Consider the following 21,917-nt stretch of genomic DNA (forward strand, 5'->3'; position numbering starts at 1 on the left):
GCATGACACAGATCCCGCCAACACCACAGGGGACAGGTGTCAGGCGGTGACGGGTTCTACCGCCAACTCCACCGTCTCCGGCCGCTTGACCAGCGCATACGCCACCGCCGTCAACAGACTCCCTGCCACAATCGCCAACAAGTAAAGCAGCGCATGGTTGATCGCATTCGGGATCGCCAGCACGAACAACCCACCGTGGGGCGCCATCAGTTTGCAGCCGAAATACATCGACAGCGCACCAGTCAACGCACCGCCGGCGATGCTCGCCGGAATCACCCGCAACGGATCTTTCGCGGCAAACGGAATCGCCCCTTCGGAAATGAAGCACAGCCCCAGCACCAGCGCCGCTTTACCGGCCTCGCGTTCGGCCTGGGCGAACTTGCGCCGGGCAATGAACGTGGCGATGCCCAGGCCAATCGGCGGCACCATGCCGGCGGCCATGGTCGCCGCCATCGGCGCGTAACTCTGCGACGCCAGCAACCCCACCGAGAACGCATAGGCCGCCTTGTTGATCGGCCCGCCGAGGTCGACGCACATCATGCCGCCCAGCAACACACCCAGCAGGATCGCGTTGGTGGTGCCCATGCTGTCGAGGAAATGCGTGAGGCCGGCGAGCATGCCGGCCACAGGTTTGCCGACCACGTAGATCATCACCAGGCCGGTGAACAGACTCGCCACCAACGGGATGATCAGGATCGGTTTCAGCGCCTCAAGGCTCTGCGGCAAACGCGCATATTTATTGATCGCCCTGGCCGCATAACCGGCGAGGAAACCGGCAATGATCCCGCCGATGAAACCTGCGCCCAAAGTGCTCGCCAACAGACCGCCGATCATCCCCGGCGCGAGGCCCGGACGGTCGGCGATGGAATAGGCGATATAGCCTGCCAGCAGCGGCACCATCAGCTTGAATGCAGTGTCGCCACCGATCTGCATCAACGCCGCCGCCAGCGTGCCCTGCTCCTTGAATGCGGTGATGCCGAACACGAACGACAAGGCGATCATCAAGCCGCCGGCCACCACCATCGGCAACATGAACGACACGCCGGTCAGCAGGTGTTTATAGACACCGGTTTTCTCCTGTTTGACCGTTGTTTTGGCAGCGCCTGATGCGCTTTCCTGCCGGCCTTCGGCCAAGGCCTTTTTCAAAGTCGCTTCGGCTTGCTTGAGGGCAATGCCGGTGCCACAGCGATAGATTTTCTTGCCGGCAAAGCGCTCGGTGGCGACTTCGATATCGGCCGCCAGCAACACCACATCGGCCTCGGCAATCGCCACTGCGCTCAGTGGATTGCGCGCACCGACCGAGCCCTGGGTTTCCACCTGCAGGTCATAGCCCAGGCGTTTGGCCGCTTGCTGCAAGGCCTCAGCGGCCATGAACGTATGAGCGACGCCGGTCGGGCACGCGGTGACGGCCACCAGTCGCGGCGTGTTTTGAGGTACCGTCACAGGTTCGACGACGGCTTCGTCAGCGGCGTAAACCTGTGCTTCCTGCGCTCCACGCCGCAGCACGGCTTCCACGTCTTGCAGGGCCTGGGCCGGGGTGCTCTGGAACACTCGCTTGCCAACAAACCGCGACATGTCCACTGGTGCGCTGGTCACCAGCAGCACCCACTCGGCCGCGTCGAGGGTGGCCGCCGACAGTTGCTTTTCGGGATGCGCGGTATCGGTGATTTCGACACTGGTGCTCCAGCCCTGACGCTGGGCCGCGGCATCGAGCAACCGGGCACACAGCACACTGGTGACCATGCCGTTCGGGCAGGCCGTAACGATGGCTAACTTCATGACAAACCCTCTTATTGTTCTGTCAGGGGACGCACGCGCACACCCTGTTCGAGCTGCGCCAGTTGCGCTGCATCGCCAATGCCGAATCCGATCTGGGTCACTGCCATCGCGGCAATCGCCGTGGCGGTGCGCAAGGTCTGCTCCGGCGTATCGGCACTGAGCAAACCGTGGAGCATCCCCGCCAGCAATGAGTCGCCCGCGCCCACCGTACTGGCGACACTGACCCTGGGCGGAGTGGCATGCAGTGCCGAACCGACGCTGAACCAGTTCACACCCTCGGCACCATGGGAAATCACCACATGCTCGATGCCCTGGGCGTGCAAGCGCTCCGCCGCCAAGGCCTGGGCACTGACCGAGACGACCTCGCAATCCAATACTTCGGCCAGCTCTTCAGTGTTGGGTTTGATGAGCCACGGTCCCGCTTTCAGCGCTGCACGCAACGCCTCGCCGCTGGTGTCGAGGGCGACGTTCAAGCCCAACTTCTTCAAGCGCAAAATCAACGCCTGCAACCACTGCGCACTGACGCCCAACGGCAAACTGCCGGCAACCACCACCGCATCATGGCCCGGGGCAATCTGCTCCAGTCGATCCATCAAGGCCTGCTGCGCCGCTTCGCTGACCTGCGGCCCCGGCCCGTTGATGTCGGTGATGCGGCCGTCGCTTTCCGCCAGTTTGATATTGCTGCGGGTTTCACCCGGAACGCGGATGAAGGCATCGACAAAACCGCGGTTGGCGAACAATGTTTCGAACGCTTGCAGGTTGTCCTCACCGAGAAAGCCACTGACAGTCAGCTGGTGACCGAGGTCCGCCAACACTTGCGCCACGTTCACGCCTTTACCGGCGGCGTGGGTGTGCATCACCTCGCTGCGGTTGACCTGGCCGGCTTCAAGGCGCGGCAACTGGACGGTCAGGTCCAGCGCCGGGTTAAGGGTCAAGGTAAGTATCCGGGCCATTACAGGGCCTCCACTAATGCGCGCACTTCATTGGCGCTGCCCACGGCCAGGGCCTGTCGGGCAAGGGTTTGAGTCTGAGTGAAGTCTAGTTCGCGAATCCGCGCCTTGACCTCGGCAATGCTGCGTGCCCCGACGCTGAGTTCATCCACCCCGAGGCCGACCAGCACCGGCACCGCCAGCGGGTCGGCCGCCAGCTCACCGCACACACCGACCCACTTACCGTGAGCATGGGCCGCGCGCACGGTGATGTCGATCAGTTGCAGCACCGCCGGATGCAAACCATCGGCCTGGGCCGACAGCGTCGGATGGCCACGGTCGATGGCCAGGGTGTATTGGGTCAGGTCGTTGGTACCGACACTGAAAAAGTCGACCTCTTTGGCCAGCACCGGCGCCAGCAATGCCGCCGATGGCACTTCGATCATGATCCCCAGTTGCAGGTCGGCGACCGGGATTTCCTGGCGCAGACGTTCGGTCATGTCACGGGCCTGGCGCCACTCGTCAACACTGCCCACCATCGGGAACATGATCCGCAGCGGCCGGTTGTCGGCCGCCCGCAGCAAGGCGCGCAATTGCGCTTCCATGATCTGCGGGCGCTGCAAGGTCAGGCGAATGCCACGCACGCCGAGGAAGGGGTTTTCTTCCTTCGCAATCGGCCAGTACGGCAGCGGTTTGTCGCCACCGACATCGAGAGTGCGCACCACCAGCGGCCGCCCGGCCAGACCGTCGAGGACGCGGCGGTACTCGACTTCCTGGGTCGCTTCGTCGGGCGCTTGTGAGTGGGCCATGAAAATCAGTTCGGTGCGCAACAGGCCAATGCCTTCGGCGCCCTGCTCCACCGCGCCGGTCACGCCAGCGCTTTCACCAATGTTGGCGAACACTTCTACGGCGTGGCCATCGGTGGTCAGCGCCGGTTGATGGCGCCGTTCAGCAGCCGCCTTCAAGCGTTGCTCGCGGGTATCGCGCTCGGCGGTGGCGCGCTGCAAGGTCGCCGCGTCGGCGTCCACATGCAGGCGACCCCGCTGGCCATCGAGCAGCAATGGCGTACCCGGCGCCAGCAGCAACACGCCGGGGCCGGCGCCGACCAGTGCCGGAATGCCCAAGGCCCGGGCAACAATCGCACTGTGCGCCGTAGCGCCACCCCGGGCGGTGAGAATCCCGGCCACGCGAGCCGGATCCAGACGCGCGACGTCGGACGGGCCAACCTCGTCCATCACCAGAATGTACGGTTGATCTGGTTCGCTCGGGGTTTCGATGCCACTGAGCTGCATCAGCACCCGGCGCCCGATGTCGCGCAAGTCGGCTGCGCGCTCGGCCAGCAAGGCATCCTGCAACGCTTCCTGCTGCCGGGCCGCCGCCTCAATCACAGCCATCCACGCCGCCTGGGCGCTTTCGCCCTGCTTGAGGCGCGCATCGACCTCATCGGTCAGTTCCGGGTCGTCGAGCATCTCTTGGTGGGTGATGAAGATTTCGCGGATGGCTTTGCTCTTGCTGCGCTCGATCAGGCCCTGAATGTCACGACGCACCTGCGCCAGGGCGTGCTGGAGACGCTCACGCTCGATGCCGGCGGACTCGCCGCGCAACGGGTAATCGATGGTTTGCAGCACTTGAATATGCGCCGGGCCGATGGCAATCCCCGGGGCGGCGGCAATCGCCTGGACCACGCTGCCTGACACCGGGGCGAGGACCACTTCGGCCATATCGGCAACGACTTCGCGTGCCTGGCTTACTGGCGGCAGCGGCTCGACTTCCTCACCGAGGCCTTCTTCGATGGCGGCCAACAAGGCCGGCAACGCATCAGCCGCGATGCCCGGTTCGGCAATGATTTCCAGAACCTGTCCCCGACGGGCGCCGAGGCTGAGCAACTTGCTCAAACTCTTTACCGACACCGCGCTGTCGTGACCATCGACAATGCGCACGCGGATGTCACCTTCAAAACTCTTTGCCAGTTGCGCGAGGATTTTCGCCGGCCGCGCATGCAAACCGTGGGCGTTGGCCAATGCAATTCGCGCGCTGGGCCAGTCGGCGGGCACTTCACCACCGAGCACTTCGAGGACTTTGCGGCTGCTGGTGGCGCGTCCCAACTCATGGCCACGCCCTTCGATCAACAACGCGCACAGGCGTTCGAGCAGCGCTTGATGGGCCTCACCAAGGCTGGCCAGGCAGAACAGTCCATTGAGTGGCTGGCCGAGATAGCGCAGCGGTTTGTCCGGGGTGACGAAGGCAAGGCCAGGGCGCTTCACCGTTTGCTCGCTGTGCAACCACCACAGGCCATCGCCCAGGGGCAGCGCTTCAACCTGCTGCAGCACGGCGGAGAAACCGTTGCTCACGCAGTCGGCCTGCCGCAACAGACGTGCGCCGCGCCAGACCAGCTCTTCGAAATCTTCGGCCGCCACACCCAGGCCGATCATCTGCGCATCCAGCGCCAGCTCCTGCGGCGCGCCTTGCAGCAACTTCAGCAATGCTTCGGCGGAACCGGCGCGACGCAGGGCCTGGCCCAGATCCGTCTCGCCGAGGGCGCGGGTCAGCAATTGCAACAGGCGCAGGTGTTCATCGGATTTGGCGGCGATACCGATCGCCAGGTAAACGATATGACCATCGCCCCAGTCCACGCCATCGGGGAACTGCATCAGGCGCACACCGGTGGTGAACACCAGGTCGCGGGTTTCGGGCGTACCGTGGGGGATGGCAATACCTTGACCGAGAAAGGTCGAGCCTTGGGCCTCCCGCGCCTGCAAACCGGCGAGATAGCCCTCGGCAACCAGGCCGTCGGCGACCAGATGCCGGGCCAGCAATTGCAGCGCTGCGGATTTATCCACAGCCGACTGGCCCATGGAAATCTGCTCTACAGTGAGCTCGAGCATGTGTTCTCCTTTTTGGCGCCTTGGGACGCCAGGTATTGTTTTGAATGAGCCAGCTCAGACGCTTGGTCGTCATTTTGGCGGTTTCACGGCAGAACCGGCCAAAGGCGCCTCTAACGTAGAAAATACGCTTGCTGAAACGTTTAATCTAGAATGAATGGCACGTTACTCGATAATGTCCCATCCTTGAAGCTCAACTTGTCGGATGCGTTGCGACAATGGTCGCCTGCCTTAATCGGTTAGGATTGACGAAAATGTCGAGGCAATCTCGAAAAAACAAGGAAACAGCGGGTTGAAACTCAGTGATATCGCCCAGTTGGCCGGTGTGTCCGTCACCACCGCCAGCTATGTCATCAATGGCAAGGCCGAACAACAGCGCATCAGCAGCGCCACCGTCGAACGCGTGCGCGCAGTCGTCGAACTGCATGGCTTCACGCCTAACCCACAGGCCGCTGGCTTGCGCAGCCGACACACGCGCACATTGGGGTTCATTCTGCCGGATCTGGAAAACCCCAGTTACGCGCGAATCGCCAAATTGCTGGAACAAGGTGCGCGAGCCCGGGGCTATCAGTTGCTGATCGCCAGTTCCGACGATGCACCGGACAGCGAACGGCAATTGCTGCAACTGTTCCGCGCCCGGCGCTGCGACGCACTGATCGTTGCCAGTTGCCTGCCGACCGGCGACGACAGCTATCGCCAATTGCAGGCCAAGGGCCTTCCGATCATCGCCATCGACCGGGTCATGGAGCCCGAGCATTTCTGTTCGGTGATCAGCGACGACCGCGAGGCCAGCCTGCAACTGACCCGCAGCCTGCTGGAACCGCTGCCCAGGCACATCGCGCTGATCGGCGCCCGCCCAGAGCTGAGCATCAGCCGGGAACGTGCCGCTGGCTTCAAAGAGGCCCTCGTCGGGTTCAACGGGGAAGTGCTGATCGAAGAAGGCGAATCCTTCAGTCGCGAGTGCGGCAAACAATTGATGGACGAGTTGCTGCAGCGCCTGGGCCATTTACCCGATGCCCTGGTGACCACCTCCTACGTGCTGCTTCAGGGCGTGTTCGATGCGCTGCACGACTTCCCGCTGAGAAACCGCCCGCTACGCCTCGGCACGTTCGGCGATACCCAGTTACTGGACTTCCTGCCACTGCCGGTCAACGCCATGGCCCAGCAACATCAGCTGATCGCAGACAAGGTCCTCGCGCTGGCCCTGGCAGCCATCGAGCAGTCGGATTACCGGCCCGGCGTGCAAGCCATCCCGCGCACGTTCAAGCAGCGTATTCGCCAGGATTGAACCGTGGAGCTGATCGACACCCACACCCATCTGGATTTTCCGGACTTCGACGCCGACCGTCAGGCGCTGCTGGCCGAAAGCCGCGCCCTGGGGGTGCGGCGGATCGTGGTGCTGGGGGTTTATCAGGCCAATTGGCAGCGGGTCTGGGAGCTGGTGCAGAGTGATCCCGACCTGCACGCCGCGTTCGGATTGCACCCGGTGTACCTGGACGATCATCGACCGCAACACCTGAGCGAACTCAGTGACTGGCTGACCCGTCTGGCTGGCCATCGGCAATTGTGTGCGGTGGGCGAGATCGGCCTGGACTACTTCATCGAAACCCTGGACCGCGACCGCCAGCAGGCATTGTTCGAGGCGCAATTGCAACTGGCGGTGGATTTCAATCTTCCGGCATTGATCCATGTGCGGCGTAGCCATGCGGCGGTGATTGCCACGCTCAAACGGTTTCGCTTGAAACGGGCCGGCATCATCCACGCCTTCGCAGGTAGCAAGGAAGAAGCGCGGGAATACATCAAGCTCGGTTTCAAGCTCGGCCTTGGTGGTGCCCCGACCTGGCCGCAGGCGCTGCGCATGCACCGCGTGCTCGGCGAACTGCCGCTGGATTCGGTGGTGCTGGAAACCGACTCGCCGGACATGGCCCCAGCCATGTTCCCCGGCCAGCGCAACAGTCCGGCACACTTGCCGGCGATCTGCACGGCACTGGCGCAATGGATGGCGATCAGCCCGCAACGACTAGCGGCTGCCAGCACCGCCAACAGCTGCGAAGTATTCGGCTGGTAATCAGTCGACGTGAGCCCTTGCGGCTTCCAGGATCAGCGTCAGGTGCTGGCGCCGGCGGAAATAACGGATCACCGCGAAGTACACGAATATGACGATCAGCGAAGCATTCAGCTGTTCGATGACGCTGAGCATTCCCACCCACTCCATCACCAACGCCACCAGCAAAGCAGTGCAGACCATCACCCGCAAGCTGGCGCGCAACAGCGAAAAAGAGTCGAGCGACTTGAAGCGCCTGAACTGTTCCGGACAACGTAACTGAACGTGTTTCTGGCAGTGGGCACAGGCAAACGCCTCATTGATCGCAATGGCGTTGAGCTGCCAGGGTTGAAGCCGCAATGTGCGCTGACAATGCGCACAGCGTCCCTGGACTCCTGATGTTGCAACAGACATAACCAAGTTCCTCCATGAAGTAAGCCGCGTCACTCTTCCTTGATTGACATCCAAAATCCAGCGCGCGGAAAGAATCAGGAGCATTCTCACCTGGAAAAGGAAAAAGTATTACGAAACTTTCCGACAGTACACCAAAACGTGGGAGCGGGATCGCCGCCCGGAGCAAGCTCGCACACAGGGTTCCCGAGCAGTCTTTCAGACCCGGAATGCACTGATCAACTGTTTCAACTCCACGACCTGGGCCGACAACGCCCGGCTGGCATCTTCGGTCTGATGTGCACCTTCAGCGGTACGCTCGCCGGCGCGATTGATCTCGACGATGTTCTGGTCGATGTCGTGGGCTACGGCGGTTTGTTGCTCCACGGCGGCGGCAATCTGCTGGTTCTGGTCGACGATCATGCCGACCGCGCCCAGGATGTTTTCCAGCGCCCGCTGGACCTTCTCCGACTGCCCCACCGTGCCGTTGGCCATTTCATGGCTGGTGCCCATGGCCTTGACCGCCGCGCCGACACCGCCATGAAGCCTGGCGATCATCTGCTCGATTTCTTCGGTCGATTGCTGGGTCCGTTTGGCCAGGGTCCGGACTTCATCGGCTACCACGGCGAAACCACGGCCCTGCTCACCGGCCCGTGCGGCCTCGATGGCGGCATTGAGCGCCAGCAGGTTGGTCTGCTCGGCGATGCTCTTGATCACGTCGAGCACGCGGCTGATGGACTGGCTGTCGTTGGCCAGTTGATTGATCACCCGCACCGATTGATCGATCTCGCTGGCCAGCGCGGCAATGCTGCCTTGCTGCGACTCCACCAAGCCGCGACCACTGATGGTTTCGTCGTTGACACTGTGGGCACTGCTCACCGCCGCGGCGGCACTGCGCGCGACCTCCTGGGAAGTGGCCGACATCTGGTTCATCGCCGCGGCCACTTGCTCGATTTGCGTGCGCTGCCCGGCGACGGCCTGGTTGCTTTGCGCGGAAACATTTTCCACTTGCCCGGCCTGACGCTCGACTTCGCTGACGGTCTGCCCCACCCGCTCGATCAGGTCATGGATTTTTTTCACCGTGCCGTTGAACACCTCGCCCAGCTCCCCCAGTTCATCGCGGCTGTGGGCGCTGAAGGTCACGGTCATGTCGCCGGCCGCCACCTTGTCCATCACCGCCCCCAGGCGCTTGAGCGTGGTGCGGGTCGAGACATAGAAAGCGCCGTAGAGATAAAAGATCAATACAAATACGACTGACAACGCCACGGCCTGCAAGACCATGTGCGTACGGTTCTGGCCCAGGCGTTGCTGCAACTGCGGGCCCATATACTTCAGGGTCGCCTCGTTGAGTTGGTAGGTCTGGTCCATCAGGGCGCTGACCTGATCGTAAAAGCCCTGCCACGGCGCGTCGAGGGTATCGGCCATGACCACTTGTTCTTCAAACAGCTCGCTGGCTTTCTTCAAGGATGCCCGGCTGCTATCGGCCTGAGCGGCCAAGGTATCGCGTGCGGCTTTGCTGGAACCCAGGGCATCCTGCAGTTTCAGGCCATACTCGGCCTGGAGCTTTTCAATCTGCGCCAGCAATTCATCGAAACGGGTACTCGAAGCCGAGTTGATGAAACCCTGCCCCAACGAATAGGAACCCATTGCCCGACCTTCGCCCAGGATCTGGGTGACACGTGGCGTGACGAGGGTGACCAGCTCGCTCAACTGGCGCATGTCGCTCTGATTGTCGCGACTGAGGCCGGCCTGGCTGGTGATGAGCTGGCTGAAAATCTGCGCGCTGCCGACCAGTTTGCCAATCAGGGCACTTTTGCTTTGCAGGGAGTTTTCCGTTTGCTGGGCCTTGAACGCGGCGATCATTTCATCGCGTTTGCCATCAAACACCGCGACCTGCTCCGGGTCGCTGGTCATTGCCGTCAGCCCTTGCAGGCGAGTCAGAATATTCTGCTCAAGGGCGCTGATTTTCGATTCGACATTGCTGGCCTTGCCGGACTGGCCGAGGCTGACATCGATCTGCACCAGGTTGTTCAGGGTTTCCAGATCGCGCCGCAACGTCAGGCTGCTGCCCAACAGGTCGAGACTTTGCAGTTCGATGCGAGTGCCCTGGAACTCGCGGTAGGAGTCACGTACCAGATAGAAGTTGGTCACCAGCATCGGCACCAGGAACAGTACGCTGATCAGGCTGAACTTCATGCCGAAGCTCAGGCGGTTCATCAGTGCGACAGCGGGATAGAGCAAGCTCTTCACTGGATGTCTCCCTTCGATTTCTTATTTTTTTTATTGGCAGGCGCAGACGGGCGGCAGATAGCCACTATTCAGCGCTATCTCTGTATAACTTAAATCGGCAGGGGGTTTTGTAACTTAAGGTTAACGACAGGGCGAAGCACTTCGGATAAGTGATCGCCCTGTGGCGAGGGAGCTTGCTCTGATTTCTGACTACAGCGCTAAGGCAGGACCGTCCACAGCGCAAACCCGGCATACCAGAGCACTGCGGCACGCAGCAGCAGTTCCCAGATGCGGTCCAGGTTGTTGATACCTTCTGCGCCAGCCACCGGCGCCGGAATTTCACCGGCCACCAGCCCGACTTTCACGATCAATTGCGCGGCGCTGATGTTCCAGTTCAGCAGCTCATGCAGCATGACCCGGCTGACCGCGACAAAATTGCCGACCAATGCCAGGCTCGCCGCCAGCAGACGCACCGGCCCCCAGTCGAAGGCGTGACGCAGTTGCCCGGCGCGTTCGACCACCGCCGGGTTTTTTCCGTGTTCTTCGGCCAGCGCCAGCAACCGATAGCTCAGCGCGGCGACCGGACCCAACAGGAAGTACCAGAAAATCACCGCAAAAAAACTATGGTAGGCCTCCCACAGCAAATGCCCTTCGACCTGTTCCAGCAGTTGCTCGCCACTGTCGGCGCAAATGTCCAGATCGCGCTTGGCGACATGGGCTGCTGCTTGCAGGTCCTCCCGACGCCAGGCATCGCGGAACGGCCCGAGATCGCCCAGCAGATCACCGCGCCCCAGGCTGTAAATCACCACCAGCAAATGAATCGGCAACGCCAGCAACCCGTAGGCCACCGGCTCGATGATGACCAGCAGCAAACCCAGCAACGCCACCGGCAACAAGACCAGTACCGACAACACCAGCCAGGGCCGGCCCGAAAGTCGCGGGCTGGCCTCAAGCTTGTTCAGCTCCTGTGTCCAGCCACTGTCACGCTGAACCCGATGACGCAAGGCCGAGAACTTCTCGATCCACACCGCCAACAGCAACACCAGAAAACTCATCGTCCTTCCTCTTGTGCCAGGGCGGCACGATAGCGTGCCCAGTCGAACGCCGGCCCTGGATCGGTTTTGCGCCCCGGTGCAATGTCGCTGTGCCCGCAGATGCGCTCTGTGGTGATTGCCGTGAACGCCTGCTGCAACTGGCGGGTCAGGGCTGTCAACGCGCTGTATTGCGCGTCGGCGAACGGCTGATCATCCGTGCCTTCCAGTTCGATGCCCACGGAAAAATCGTTACAGGTTTCCCGTCCCTCGAAGCTCGAAACACCCGCATGCCAAGCACGCTCAAGGCATGAAACGAACTGGGTGACGGTACCGTCACGCTCAATCAGAAAGTGCGCGGACACCCGCAAATCCGCGATCCCTTCAAAATAGGGATGTTCGGTGACATCCAGACGATTCTGGAAAAACTCCTGCACCTTACCGGTGGCGAACTGCGCCGGTGGCAGGCTGATGTTGTGGATCACCAGCAGGGAAATTTCGCCTGTGGGGCGCGCATTGAAGTTGGGTGAGGGGCAGACATGCACACCCTGAATCCAACCGCTCGCGGGGTCCAACTGCATACATATTCCTTCGACATCGACTGAGTTGACACAGTATGCCGTGATAATCCCCCGGGGCGCGATCACTTGCCGCGATTGAGGCGCTGGAGGTTGCCGATCTCAAACTGGCGTTTGTTCGGAATCGACGGCCTACGCCGACAACGACAGGGATTCGACCAAATGCAGGCGCCAGCACCAATGTAACGCGCTGATGCCTTGGGTTGGTCGCTGCCATGGCCCTATAATCGAGCCACTTTGTTTGTGGAGTCCGTTATGCCGAATCTACGTCTCGCCGATCTGACCGCCGAAATCGAAGCCAACGTGCGCCGTGCGTTGCGCGAAGACATCGGCAGCGGCGACATCACCGCGCAGTTGATCCCGGCTGAACGCCTGGCCAAAGCCACCATCATTACCCGCGACGCGGCCGTCATCAGCGGCACCGCCTGGGTAGATGCCGTGTTTCGGCAACTGGATCCACGGGTGGCGGTGCACTGGCAGGTTGCCGACGGTGAACGGGTGACGCCCAACCAGGTGCTGTTCCACCTCGAAGGCCCTGCACGCTCACTGCTGACTGGCGAACGCAGCGCCCTGAACTTCCTGCAATTGCTCTCCGGCGTGGCGACCCGCGCGCAATACCTGGCGGACTTCGTGGCCGAGACTCAGGTCAAACTGCTCGACACTCGTAAAACGCTACCGGGGCTGCGCCTGGCGCAAAAGTACGCCGTGACCTGCGGCGGTTGCCATAACCACCGCATCGGCCTGTATGACGCCTTCCTGATCAAGGAAAACCACATCGCCGCCAGCGGCGGCATCGCCCAGGCCATCGCCGCCGCGCACAAGATTGCCCCGGGAAAACCGGTCGAGATTGAAGTGGAAAGCCTGGATGAACTGAAAGAAGCGCTGACGGCCGGTGCCGACATCATCATGCTCGACGAACTGAGCCTGGACGATATGCGCGAAGCCGTGCGCCTGAATGCCGGCAAGGCCAAACTGGAGGCCAGCGGCGGGATCAACGAAAGTACGTTGCTACCGATTGCCCGGACCGGGGTGGATTACATTTCGATTGGCGCGATGACCAAGGATGTGAAGGCTGTAGACCTTTCGATGCGCCTGAGCATCTGATCGCTCTTGTGCAATGAAAAACGCCAGCCCCATTGAGGCTGGCGTTTTTGTTCAAACCACCAGATTGTTCATCTCGCAGTACTCTTCCCACTCGACACCTAGCACCTCGGCCGCTTCTTTATGCAGCTTCAGGCGTTCTGTCTCGTACTCTTCTGGTGTCGAGGTGTATTTGAGGCTCAACTCCCACGGCTGCAAGCCCTGGGCTTCGGCTTCATCCTCAAACGCCCACTGAATCTGGTCCTTCTGATCATCGGCACTCAGGTCCTTGATCTCTTCCATCAGATCCGGCACATCCAGCACGTACTTTTTCAGTGCTTCTTCGTGTCTGGCTTCTTGGGTCAATTCTTTTATTGTCATGACGTTCTCGTTGATCTGGGGAATGGAAGATGGATATGGATCATCAAGGATCTCTCTGACGCAAAAAAACCGTATGAAGCGCGGTTTGTCTGGCCTTCAGAACCATTCGGGATCATCTGAAAACAAGTCTTGCTGGTGCCCGAGACAGGAATCGAACCTGCGACCTTCGCGTTACGAGTGCGCTGCTCTACCGGCTGAGCTACACGGGCGGTGGGCTAAACCTAGCACTGACTTCAGGGGCAGGCAACTTCTGGAACGTCTCAATTTCCTACAGACAAAAAAATGCCCCTTCGTTTTCACGGCGGGGCATTTTTTACAACGTTGAAGCGGTCAGGCGTGAGGCGCGATTAAACGCCCGAAGCCTTGGCTGCTGCCACGTCTTTGATGGACAGCTTGATACGGCCGCGGTTGTCCACGTCCAGTACCAGCACTTCCACTTCCTGGCCTTCTTTCAGGATGTCGGTCACTTTCTCGACGCGAGCGTCGCTCAGCATGGAGATGTGAACCAGACCGTCCTTGCCTGGCAGGATGTTGACGAATGCGCCGAAGTCGACGATGCGTTCAACCTTGCCCACGTAGATCTTGCCGATTTCGGCTTCAGCGGTGATGCCCAGAACGCGCTGACGAGCAGCTTCTGCCGCTTCCTTGGTTTCGCCGAAGATCTTGATCGAGCCGTCGTCTTCGATGTCGATCGAAGCCTTGGTCTCTTCGCAGATCGCACGAATGGTCGCGCCGCCTTTACCGATAACGTCACGGATCTTGTCGGTATCGATCTTCATCGCGATCATGGTCGGAGCGTTGGCCGACAGTTCGGTACGCGACTGGCCAATGATCTGGTTCATCTGGCCGAGGATGTTCAGGCGCGCTTCCAGGGCTTGGCCCAGAGCGATCTCCATGATTTCTTCGGTGATGCCCTTGATCTTGATGTCCATCTGCAGCGCGGTGACGCCTTTGGCGGTACCGGCTACCTTGAAGTCCATGTCGCCCAGGTGGTCTTCGTCACCCAGGATGTCGGTCAGGACGGCGAATTTCTCGCCTTCTTTAACCAGACCCATGGCGATACCGGCAACCGGCGCCTTCATCGGCACACCAGCGTCCATCAGGGCCAGGGAAGCGCCGCAAACGGAAGCCATCGAGCTCGAACCGTTGGATTCGGTGATTTCCGAAACCACGCGGATGGTGTACGGGAACACGTCAGCGGCAGGCAGCATGGCCGAAACCGAACGACGGGCCAGACGGCCGTGACCGATTTCACGACGACCAGCGCCACCCATGCGACCACACTCGCCCACCGAGAACGGAGGGAAGTTGTAGTGCAGCATGAACGGGTCTTTTTTCTCGCCTTCCAGGGTGTCCAGCAGCTGTGCGTCACGGGCGGTGCCCAGAGTCGCGACTACCAGGGCCTGGGTTTCACCACGGGTGAACAGGGCCGAACCGTGAGTCTTCGGCAGAACACCGACTTCGATGTTCAGCGGACGTACAGTCTTGGTGTCGCGCCCGTCGATACGTGGCTTGCCGTTAACGATGTTTTCGCGAACGGTGCGGTATTCGATTTCGCCGAAAGCGGCTTTGACTTCGCTGGAAGAAGGCTGGCCGTCTTCACCGGACAGCTTGGCAACGACCTGGTCCTTCAACTCGCCCAGGCGAGCGTAGCGGTCGGCCTTGACGGTGATGGTGTAGGCCTGGGAGATCGCTTCGCCGAACTCGGCACGAATAGCGCCCAGCAGTTCGGTGGCTTCTGGCGCAGGAGCCCAGGTCCAGGTTGGCTTGGCAGCTTCGGCAGCCAGTTCTTTAACAGCGTTGATCACAACCTGGAACTCGTCGTGAGCAAACAGTACCGCGCCCAGCATCTGGTCTTCGGTCAGCTCTTTGGCTTCCGATTCAACCATCAGCACAGCGTCCGAAGTACCGGCAACGACCATGTCCAGGCTCGAAGCAGCCTGTTGCTCGTAAGTCGGGTTCAGCAGGTAGCCGGTGCTTTCGTGGAACGCAACGCGGGCAGCGCCGATCGGGCCATCGAAAGGAATGCCGGAGATCGCCAGGGCAGCCGAGGTACCGATCATCGCAGCGATGTCCGGATCGGTCTTCTTGCTGGTGGAAACGACGGTGCAGACAACCTGCACTTCGTTCATGAAGCCTTCCGGGAACAGCGGACGGATCGGACGGTCGATCAGTCGGGAAGTCAGGGTTTCTTTCTCGGAAGGACGGCCTTCGCGCTTGAAGAAACCGCCAGGGATCTTACCGGCAGCGTAAGTCTTTTCCTGGTAGTGAACAGACAGAGGGAAGAAGCCCTTGCCTGGATCGGCTTGTTTTGCACCGACTACGGTCACCAATACGCTGACGTCGTCGTCAACGGTGACCAATACTGCGCCGGAGGCCTGACGGGCGATACGGCCAGTCTCGAGGGTAACGGTCGACTGACCGAACTGGAATTTTTTGATTACCGGGTTCACGGTGTCCTACCTTCTTTGTGGCTCTTGGGGGAACTGGTTTCTTGCGAAATTCTTGGGCAACGCCGGGAATCGGCCCGACTGGTTTGTCCAGGTGTTACTCAGGCAAAGCAGGTATCCAGATAAAACTTGAGGCTGGGAGCCTGCCATGCACCGGCGGGAAACCCACTGGTGCACGACAGACAACCAACCTCTAGCGCAATCGCTTATTAGCGACGCAGACCCAGGCGACCGATCAGAGTCTGATAGCGACCCAGATCCTTGCCTTTCAGGTAGTCCAGCAGCTTACGACGCTGGTTAACCATGCGGATCAGACCACGACGGGAGTGGTGGTCTTTACCGTTGGCCTTGAAGTGACCTTGCAGCTTGTTGATGTTGGCGGTCAGCAGTGCAACTTGCACTTCTGGCGAACCGGTGTCACCAACAGCTTGCTGGTAGTCAGTTACGATTTGAGCTTTTTCTTGAACGTCGAGAGCCATGAGGCAATCCTTTTATCAGGAAACTGTTTCAGAAAAACAGTTTCAACAGGCCAGGGACAAATCCCTGTATCTAAAAATGAGTAGTGACCGTGCCTGTTGACAGCCACCCTCGCCAGCCTGCTTTGTCACAAGCTGGTTTCCGGTCATTCTGACCGAATCAGTCGACGCGGCGCGATGCGCCCGTCTTCGCTCACTTCACCGATACCGATGAAGCGACCATTGTGATCCTGTACCCGCACCATGCCGAACTTCGGAGCATCCGGGGCACGTACCGGCTGGCCGTTGAGCCAGTAGAACGCACTCGCTTCCGAGAACTGCAACAGTGGCCAATCCAGCAGGCCGCTGTCCGATGGCATCAGGAAGCGATCGACCGCTTCGTTGCCGCCTTCGGCATGTACCGCTTCCAGCTCTTCGAGGGTAACCGTCTGCGCCAAGGTGAATGGCCCGGCCTGGGTACGTCGCAGTTCTGCAACGTAAGCACCACAACCGAGTTGCTCACCGATATCCTCCACCAGGGTGCGGATATAGGTGCCTTTAGTGCAATCCACCGCCAGCCGCGCAGTATCACCTTCGAAGGCCAGCAATTCCAAGCGCGTAATAGTAACAGAACGCGGTTCGCGCTCCACTACTTCGCCTGCACGCGCCAGCTTGTACAGCGGCTGGCCATCACGCTTGAGCGCCGAGTACATCGGCGGTATCTGACTGATTTGCCCACGAAATTTCGGCAGTACCGCCTCGACATCGGGGCGACCAACGGTCACCGGGCGCTCCTGCAAAACTTCACCTTCGGCATCCGCCGTGGTGGTGGTCTTGCCCAGTTGCGCCAGGGTTTCATAACCCTTGTCGGAGTCGAGCAGGTATTGCGAGAACTTGGTGGCTTCGCCGAAGCACAGCGGCAACACGCCGGTGGCCAAGGGATCGAGACTGCCGGTATGACCGGCCTTTTCGGCGTTCAGCAACCAGCGAACCTTCTGCAAGGCCGCGTTGGAGGTGAACCCCAGCGGCTTGTCGAGAAGGATAATGCCGCTGACGTTACGACGGATACGTTTGACCTGAGCCACCGATTACTCCTTGGTGTCTTCGGCTTCTGCCGCAACCGGATGCTGATTGTCTTCAGCCACTGCGCGCTCGATCAATGCCGACAGATGCGCACCACGCACGACGCTTTCGTCGTAGTGGAAGTGCAACTGTGGAACGCTGCGCAGCTTCATCTCGCGAGCCAGCTGCATGCGCAGGAAACCGGCGGCGGAGTTGAGCACCTTGATGCTTTGTGCGATTTCTTCGGCGCTGTCCTGCCCCATCACGGTGATGAAGATCTTGGCGTGACCGACGTCACGGCTGACTTCCACTGCGGTAATGGTGACCAGGCCGACGCGCGGGTCTTTGACTTCACGACGGATCAGTTGTGCCAGCTCACGCTGCATCTGATCGCCGATGCGTTGGGTACGGCTATATTCTTTTGCCATGTCTTGTTACCTGTTACTGCCCCACGGTGAAACCCGTGAGGTCTGAAAGCGGCAAACGCCCGGCCTGACAAAAGCCAGACCGGGCGTTGCGTTTAGAGTCCTGGTGACGAACTGCGCATTTGCATGCGACGACCCGTCACGGCTCCTGAAGTGCGCGAATTAGAGGCTGCGAGCAACCTGCACCTTCTCGAAGACTTCGATCTTGTCACCGACTTTAACGTCGTTGTAGCTCTTCACGCCGATACCGCATTCCATGCCGGCACGTACTTCGGAAGCGTCATCCTTGAAGCGGCGCAGGGATTCCAGCTCGCCTTCGAAGATAACGATGTCTTCACGCAGTACACGGATTGGACGGTTACGGTGCACAACACCTTCGATAACCATGCAACCGGCGATCGCGCCAAACTTCGGCGAACGGAACACGTCACGCACTTCGGCGATACCCAGGATGTTCTCGCGAACATCGCTGCCGAGCATACCGGTCAGGGCTTTCTTGACGTCTTCGATGATGTCGTAGATCACGTTGTAGTAACGCATGTCCAGACCTTCCTGCTCGACGATCTTGCGCGCGCCGGCATCGGCACGCACGTTGAAGCCGAACAGTACAGCGTTGGAGGCCAGTGCCAGGTTGGCATCGGATTCGGTGATACCACCGACGCCGCCACCGACCACGCGCACTTGCACTTCGTCGTTACCCAGGCCGTTCAAGGCACCGTTCAACGCTTCGAGCGAACCACGGACGTCGGATTTGAGGACGATGTTGAGCGTCTTCTTCTCTTCCTGACCCATGTTTTCGAAGATGTTTTCCAGCTTGCCGGCGTGAGCGCGAGCCAGTTTGACTTCGCGGAACTTGCCTTGACGGAACAGAGCCACTTCACGGGCTTTCTTCTCGTCGGCAACCACGCTCATCTCGTCGCCAGCATCCGGGGTACCGTCCAGGCCGAGGATCTCGACAGGGATGGCCGGACCGGCTTCCTTGATTGGCTTGCCGTTCTCGTCGAGCATGGCGCGAACGCGGCCATAGTTCGAACCGACCAGGACCATGTCGCCCTGACGCAGGGTACCGTCTTGAACCAGAACGGTAGCCACCGGGCCACGGCCCTTGTCCAGACGGGATTCAACCACGACGCCACGGCCAGGAGCCGACGGAGTTGCGGTCAGTTCCAGGACTTCGGCTTGCAGCAGAACAGCTTCGAGCAGTTCGTCGACGCCAGTACCCATCTTCGCCGAGACCGGTACGAACGGCGTGTCACCACCCCACTCTTCCGACGTCACGCCGTGAACCGACAATTCGCTACGGATGCGATCGAGATCGGCGCCCGGCTTGTCGATCTTGTTCACCGCGACGACCAGCGGAACACCCGCGGCCTTGGCATGCTGAACAGCTTCGATGGTCTGCGGCATCACGCCGTCGTCCGCCGCCACCACCAGGATCACGATGTCGGTCGCCTTGGCACCACGGGCACGCATTGCGGTAAACGCGGCGTGACCAGGGGTGTCGAGGAACGTCACCATGCCACGGTCGGTTTCAACGTGGTACGCACCGATGTGCTGGGTGATACCGCCGGCTTCGCCAGCAGCTACCTTGGCACGACGGATGTAGTCGAGCAGGGAAGTCTTACCGTGGTCAACGTGGCCCATTACGGTCACGACTGGTGCACGGGAAACTGCCTCGCCTTCAAACTTCAGGGACTCGGCCAGGGAATCTTCCAGGGCGGTGTCGCTGACCAGGGTCACTTTGTGGCCCAGCTCTTCGGCAACCAGTTGAGCAGTTTCCTGATCCAGTACCTGGTTGATGGTCGCTGGAGTACCCAGTTTGAACATGAACTTGATGATTTCAGCAGCCTTCACCGACATCTGCTGGGCGAGATCGCCAACAGTGATGGTCTCGCCGATCTTCACTTCGCGCACGACAGGGCCGGTCGGGCTCTGGAAACCGTGGGCGTTGCGCTTCTTCAGCTTGGCCTTGCCACGACCACCACGACGGAAGCCATCGCTTTCTTCGTCGGTAGTACGTGGGGCGACGCGTGGAGCCGGCGCCTTTTCCTTGACCGAAGCACGATGCGGAGCGTTTTTGCGCTCGCCATCGCCGCTACCGCGACGACTGTTGTCGTCGGCACGTGGCTTGTCCGGACGACGCTGTTCGTCACGCTTGCGGGTATCGGCCGCAGGAGCTGGAGCGGCTGCCACAACCGGTGCGCTTTCGCGAACTGGCTCGGCCACCACAGCAGGCGCTGCAACAGGTACGGCTTGAGCGGTCGGCGCAGCAGCAGGCTGGCGACGCGCTTCTTCTTCGGCGCGACGCTTGGCTTCTTCTTCAGCCTTCTGACGAGCAGCATTTTCTACTGCGCGACGTTCATCCAGTTCACGCTTGCGCTCGGCTTCGATTTCTTCCGGGCTGCGCTGTACGAAGACTTTCTTCTTGCGTACTTCAACGCTGATGCTTTTGCTGCCAGCAACACGCAGGGTGCTGGTGGTTTTACGCTGCAGCGTAATCTTGCGTGGTTCTTCCACTTTCGCCTTGTGGCTGCTTTTCAAGTGAGTCAGCAACGATTGCTTCTCACTGTCAGTCACATGTTCTTCGGCGGCGGTGTGCGGCAGACCTGCCTCACGCATCTGCTGCAACAGGCGCTCTACCGGTGTTTTGACCTCATCGGCCAGTTGTTTCACCGTGACTTGCGTCATGCACTTCTCTCCTCAGGCCGCGCCTAATTACTCGAACCAGTGGGCTCGGGCGGCCATGATCAACTTGCCGGCACGATCATCGTCAATGCCGTCGATGTCGAGCAGGTCGTCAATAGACTGCTCGGCCAGGTCTTCGCGGGTAATTACGCCGCGCACCGCCAGTTCCATCGCCAAATCCTTGTCCATACCCTCAAGCGAGAGCAGGTCTTCGGCCGGATGGGCGTCTGCCAGCTTTTCCTCAGTAGCGATGGCTTTAGTCAACAAGCGATCCTTGGCCCGAGCGCGAAGCTCGTTGACGGTGTCTTCGTCAAAGCCGTCGATGTTGAGCATTTCTTCCAACGGTACGTAGGCAATCTCTTCCAGGCTGGTAAAGCCTTCGTCCACCAGCACCTGCGCCAGATCTTCGTCGACTTCCAGCTCGTCGATGAAGTTGCGCAGGATGTCGCCGGTTTCTGCTTGCTGTTTAGCCTGGATGTCCGATTCGGTCATCACGTTCAGGGTCCAGCCAGTCAACTGGCTAGCCAGACGCACGTTCTGACCACCGCGACCGATGGCCTGAGCCAGATTGTCTGCGCCAACGGCGATGTCCATTGCGTGGGCATCTTCGTCAACGATAATTGCCGCAACCTCGGCCGGGGACATGGCGTTGATCACGAACTGAGCCGGGTTGTCGTCCCACAGAACGATGTCAACACGCTCACCGCCCAACTCACCCGACACTGCCTGGACGCGCGAACCGCGCATACCGATGCAAGCGCCCTGCGGGTCGATGCGTTTGTCCTTGGAGCGAACGGCGATCTTGGCGCGCGAACCCGGATCACGGGACGCAGCCATCACTTCGATCAGGCCTTCGGCAATTTCCGGCACTTCGATGCGGAACAACTCGATCAGCATTTCCGGCGCGGTGCGCGACAGGATCAACTGCGGGCCGCGGTTCTCGGTGCGGATTTCCTTGAGCAGCGCACGCAGACGCACGCCAACCCGGAAAGTTTCGCGAGAAATGATGTCTTCACGAGCCAGCAACGCTTCAGCGTTGTTACCCAGATCAACGATCACGTTGTCGCGGGTGACTTTTTTCACGGTGCCGGAGATGATTTCACCCAGGCGCTCGCGGTAAGCGTCAACCACCTGAGCGCGCTCGGCTTCGCGAACTTTCTGCACAATGACTTGCTTGGCAGTTTGTGCAGCAATGCGGCCGAACTCGATGGATTCGATTTTCTCTTCTACGACATCACCGACCTTGGCGCCAGGATGCGTTTCGGCAACCTTGCTCGGCCAGGTTTCGATGGCCGGATCGTCCAGGTCTGCTTCTTCGACGACCGTCCAGCGACGGAATGTCTCGTATGCACCCGTGTGGCGATTGATTTCCACACGCAGATCAACTTCGTCTTCGAAACGCTTTTTGGTAGCAGTGGCCAGAGCCAGCTCCAGCGCTTCAAAAATAACGTTTGCCGGTACGCCCTTTTCATTGGATACCGACTCAACAACCAGCAGTACTTCTTTGCTCATCGTAC

The 21,917-nt window shown here is 60.3% G+C and carries 16 protein-coding genes, 1 tRNA gene and 2 pseudogenes; 3 read left to right on the plus strand and 16 right to left on the minus strand.

Annotated elements, in window-relative coordinates; all coding sequences use genetic code 11:
- Positions 1 to 39: 39 nt before the first annotated feature.
- The 3 genes from AC1DWG_RS15845 to ptsP are packed head-to-tail and all read right to left on the minus strand — an operon-like array spanning position 40 to position 5,593.
- On the minus strand, positions 40 to 1,779 hold the full coding sequence (locus tag AC1DWG_RS15845) for a PTS fructose-like transporter subunit IIB (RefSeq protein ID WP_477787979.1): 1,740 nt from the start codon (positions 1,777 to 1,779) through the stop codon (positions 40 to 42).
- A gap of 11 nt (positions 1,780 to 1,790) precedes the next feature.
- Positions 1,791 to 2,732: a 1-phosphofructokinase gene (gene pfkB / locus AC1DWG_RS15850; RefSeq protein ID WP_477787980.1), complete on the minus strand. Its 942-nt coding sequence runs from the start codon at positions 2,730 to 2,732 to the stop codon at positions 1,791 to 1,793.
- A complete protein-coding gene (gene ptsP / locus AC1DWG_RS15855) occupies positions 2,732 to 5,593 on the minus strand; it encodes a phosphoenolpyruvate--protein phosphotransferase (RefSeq protein ID WP_477763191.1) in 2,862 nt (953 codons plus the stop codon). Before ptsP ends, pfkB begins: the two co-directional genes overlap by 1 nt.
- Before the next feature lie 289 nt (positions 5,594 to 5,882).
- Between ptsP and cra the strand changes: the two genes are divergently transcribed.
- Both cra and AC1DWG_RS15865 read left to right on the plus strand, forming a co-directional pair.
- Positions 5,883 to 6,878 (plus strand): catabolite repressor/activator, encoded by a 996-nt coding sequence (cra, locus tag AC1DWG_RS15860; RefSeq protein ID WP_477763190.1) that lies wholly within the window; start codon positions 5,883 to 5,885, stop codon positions 6,876 to 6,878.
- Positions 6,879 to 6,881: 3 nt separating this feature from the next.
- The gene (locus AC1DWG_RS15865) at positions 6,882 to 7,658 is read left to right on the plus strand and encodes a TatD family hydrolase (protein WP_477787981.1); all 777 of its coding nucleotides are present in this window, start codon (positions 6,882 to 6,884) and stop codon (positions 7,656 to 7,658) included.
- Here AC1DWG_RS15865 and AC1DWG_RS15870 read toward each other — a convergent pair whose 3' ends face one another.
- The 5 genes and pseudogenes from AC1DWG_RS15870 to ampD form a co-directional block, all read right to left on the minus strand.
- Positions 7,659 to 8,048, minus strand: coding sequence for a hypothetical protein (locus AC1DWG_RS15870; RefSeq protein WP_477787982.1), 390 nt, complete (start codon positions 8,046 to 8,048; stop codon positions 7,659 to 7,661). It lies immediately after the preceding gene.
- A gap of 195 nt (positions 8,049 to 8,243) precedes the next feature.
- Positions 8,244 to 8,780 (minus strand): annotated as a pseudogene (locus AC1DWG_RS15875) (methyl-accepting chemotaxis protein); the annotation flags it as partial.
- 369 nt (positions 8,781 to 9,149) lie between these two features.
- Positions 9,150 to 10,241: pseudogene (locus AC1DWG_RS15880) on the minus strand (methyl-accepting chemotaxis protein); the annotation flags it as partial.
- A gap of 230 nt (positions 10,242 to 10,471) precedes the next feature.
- Entirely contained in the window at positions 10,472 to 11,308 is an 837-nt protein-coding gene (gene ampE, locus AC1DWG_RS15885) for a regulatory signaling modulator protein AmpE (protein ID WP_477763187.1), read from the minus strand.
- Positions 11,305 to 11,865 (minus strand): 1,6-anhydro-N-acetylmuramyl-L-alanine amidase AmpD, encoded by a 561-nt coding sequence (gene ampD / locus AC1DWG_RS15890; protein WP_477763186.1) that lies wholly within the window; start codon positions 11,863 to 11,865, stop codon positions 11,305 to 11,307. The genes ampE and ampD overlap by 4 nt, the downstream gene beginning before the upstream one ends.
- 252 nt (positions 11,866 to 12,117) lie before the next feature.
- Here ampD and nadC point away from each other — a divergent pair, with 252 nt between their 5' ends.
- On the plus strand, positions 12,118 to 12,966 hold the full coding sequence (nadC, locus tag AC1DWG_RS15895; protein ID WP_477763185.1) for a carboxylating nicotinate-nucleotide diphosphorylase: 849 nt from the start codon (positions 12,118 to 12,120) through the stop codon (positions 12,964 to 12,966).
- Between the two features lie 51 nt (positions 12,967 to 13,017).
- Here the strand turns inward: nadC and AC1DWG_RS15900 are convergent, their stop codons facing one another.
- From AC1DWG_RS15900 to nusA, 8 genes are all read right to left on the minus strand, one after another.
- Complete coding sequence (locus AC1DWG_RS15900; RefSeq protein WP_223448135.1) at positions 13,018 to 13,323, minus strand: DUF6388 family protein; 306 nt, start codon at positions 13,321 to 13,323, stop codon at positions 13,018 to 13,020.
- A 133-nt stretch (positions 13,324 to 13,456) separates the two neighbouring features.
- A tRNA-Thr gene (locus AC1DWG_RS15905) sits at positions 13,457 to 13,532 on the minus strand.
- A 138-nt stretch (positions 13,533 to 13,670) separates the two neighbouring features.
- Positions 13,671 to 15,776 carry a polyribonucleotide nucleotidyltransferase gene (pnp, locus tag AC1DWG_RS15910; RefSeq protein ID WP_477763184.1) on the minus strand — a complete coding sequence of 702 codons (2,106 nt, stop codon included), beginning with the start codon at positions 15,774 to 15,776 and terminating at the stop codon, positions 13,671 to 13,673.
- Between the two features lie 206 nt (positions 15,777 to 15,982).
- Positions 15,983 to 16,252 (minus strand): 30S ribosomal protein S15, encoded by a 270-nt coding sequence (rpsO, locus tag AC1DWG_RS15915; RefSeq protein WP_347910535.1) that lies wholly within the window; start codon positions 16,250 to 16,252, stop codon positions 15,983 to 15,985.
- Positions 16,253 to 16,395: 143 nt separating this feature from the next.
- Entirely contained in the window at positions 16,396 to 17,313 is a 918-nt protein-coding gene (gene truB / locus AC1DWG_RS15920; protein WP_046038714.1) for a tRNA pseudouridine(55) synthase TruB, read from the minus strand.
- Positions 17,314 to 17,316: 3 nt separating this feature from the next.
- Positions 17,317 to 17,718: a 30S ribosome-binding factor RbfA gene (gene rbfA / locus AC1DWG_RS15925; protein WP_007973108.1), complete on the minus strand. Its 402-nt coding sequence runs from the start codon at positions 17,716 to 17,718 to the stop codon at positions 17,317 to 17,319.
- A 159-nt stretch (positions 17,719 to 17,877) separates the two neighbouring features.
- Positions 17,878 to 20,403, minus strand: a complete 2,526-nt coding sequence (gene infB / locus AC1DWG_RS15930; protein WP_477763183.1) for a translation initiation factor IF-2 — start codon at positions 20,401 to 20,403, stop codon at positions 17,878 to 17,880.
- A 27-nt stretch (positions 20,404 to 20,430) separates the two neighbouring features.
- On the minus strand, positions 20,431 to 21,912 hold the full coding sequence (nusA, locus tag AC1DWG_RS15935) for a transcription termination factor NusA (protein ID WP_008057419.1): 1,482 nt from the start codon (positions 21,910 to 21,912) through the stop codon (positions 20,431 to 20,433).
- Positions 21,913 to 21,917 lie beyond the last annotated feature (5 nt).

The sequence above is a fragment of the Pseudomonas sp. P4_B3 genome (assembly GCF_056402295.1).

Excerpts from the sequence above, each read along its gene's own strand:
- ampD (WP_477763186.1), bottom strand. The coding sequence starts at position 11,865 with ATGCAGTTGGACCCCGCGAGCGGTTGGATTCAGGGTGTGCATGTCTGC.
- AC1DWG_RS15870 (WP_477787982.1), bottom strand. The coding sequence starts at position 8,048 with ATGTCTGTTGCAACATCAGGAGTCCAGGGACGCTGTGCGCATTGTCAG.
- nusA (WP_008057419.1), bottom strand. The coding sequence starts at position 21,912 with ATGAGCAAAGAAGTACTGCTGGTTGTTGAGTCGGTATCCAATGAAAAG.
- rpsO (WP_347910535.1), bottom strand. The coding sequence starts at position 16,252 with ATGGCTCTCGACGTTCAAGAAAAAGCTCAAATCGTAACTGACTACCAG.
- ptsP (WP_477763191.1), bottom strand. The coding sequence starts at position 5,593 with ATGCTCGAGCTCACTGTAGAGCAGATTTCCATGGGCCAGTCGGCTGTG.
- ampE (WP_477763187.1), bottom strand. The coding sequence starts at position 11,308 with ATGAGTTTTCTGGTGTTGCTGTTGGCGGTGTGGATCGAGAAGTTCTCG.
- infB (WP_477763183.1), bottom strand. The coding sequence starts at position 20,403 with ATGACGCAAGTCACGGTGAAACAACTGGCCGATGAGGTCAAAACACCG.
- pfkB (WP_477787980.1), bottom strand. The coding sequence starts at position 2,732 with ATGGCCCGGATACTTACCTTGACCCTTAACCCGGCGCTGGACCTGACC.
- AC1DWG_RS15900 (WP_223448135.1), bottom strand. The coding sequence starts at position 13,323 with ATGACAATAAAAGAATTGACCCAAGAAGCCAGACACGAAGAAGCACTG.
- rbfA (WP_007973108.1), bottom strand. The coding sequence starts at position 17,718 with ATGGCAAAAGAATATAGCCGTACCCAACGCATCGGCGATCAGATGCAG.
- nadC (WP_477763185.1), top strand. The coding sequence starts at position 12,118 with ATGCCGAATCTACGTCTCGCCGATCTGACCGCCGAAATCGAAGCCAAC.
- AC1DWG_RS15845 (WP_477787979.1), bottom strand. The coding sequence starts at position 1,779 with ATGAAGTTAGCCATCGTTACGGCCTGCCCGAACGGCATGGTCACCAGT.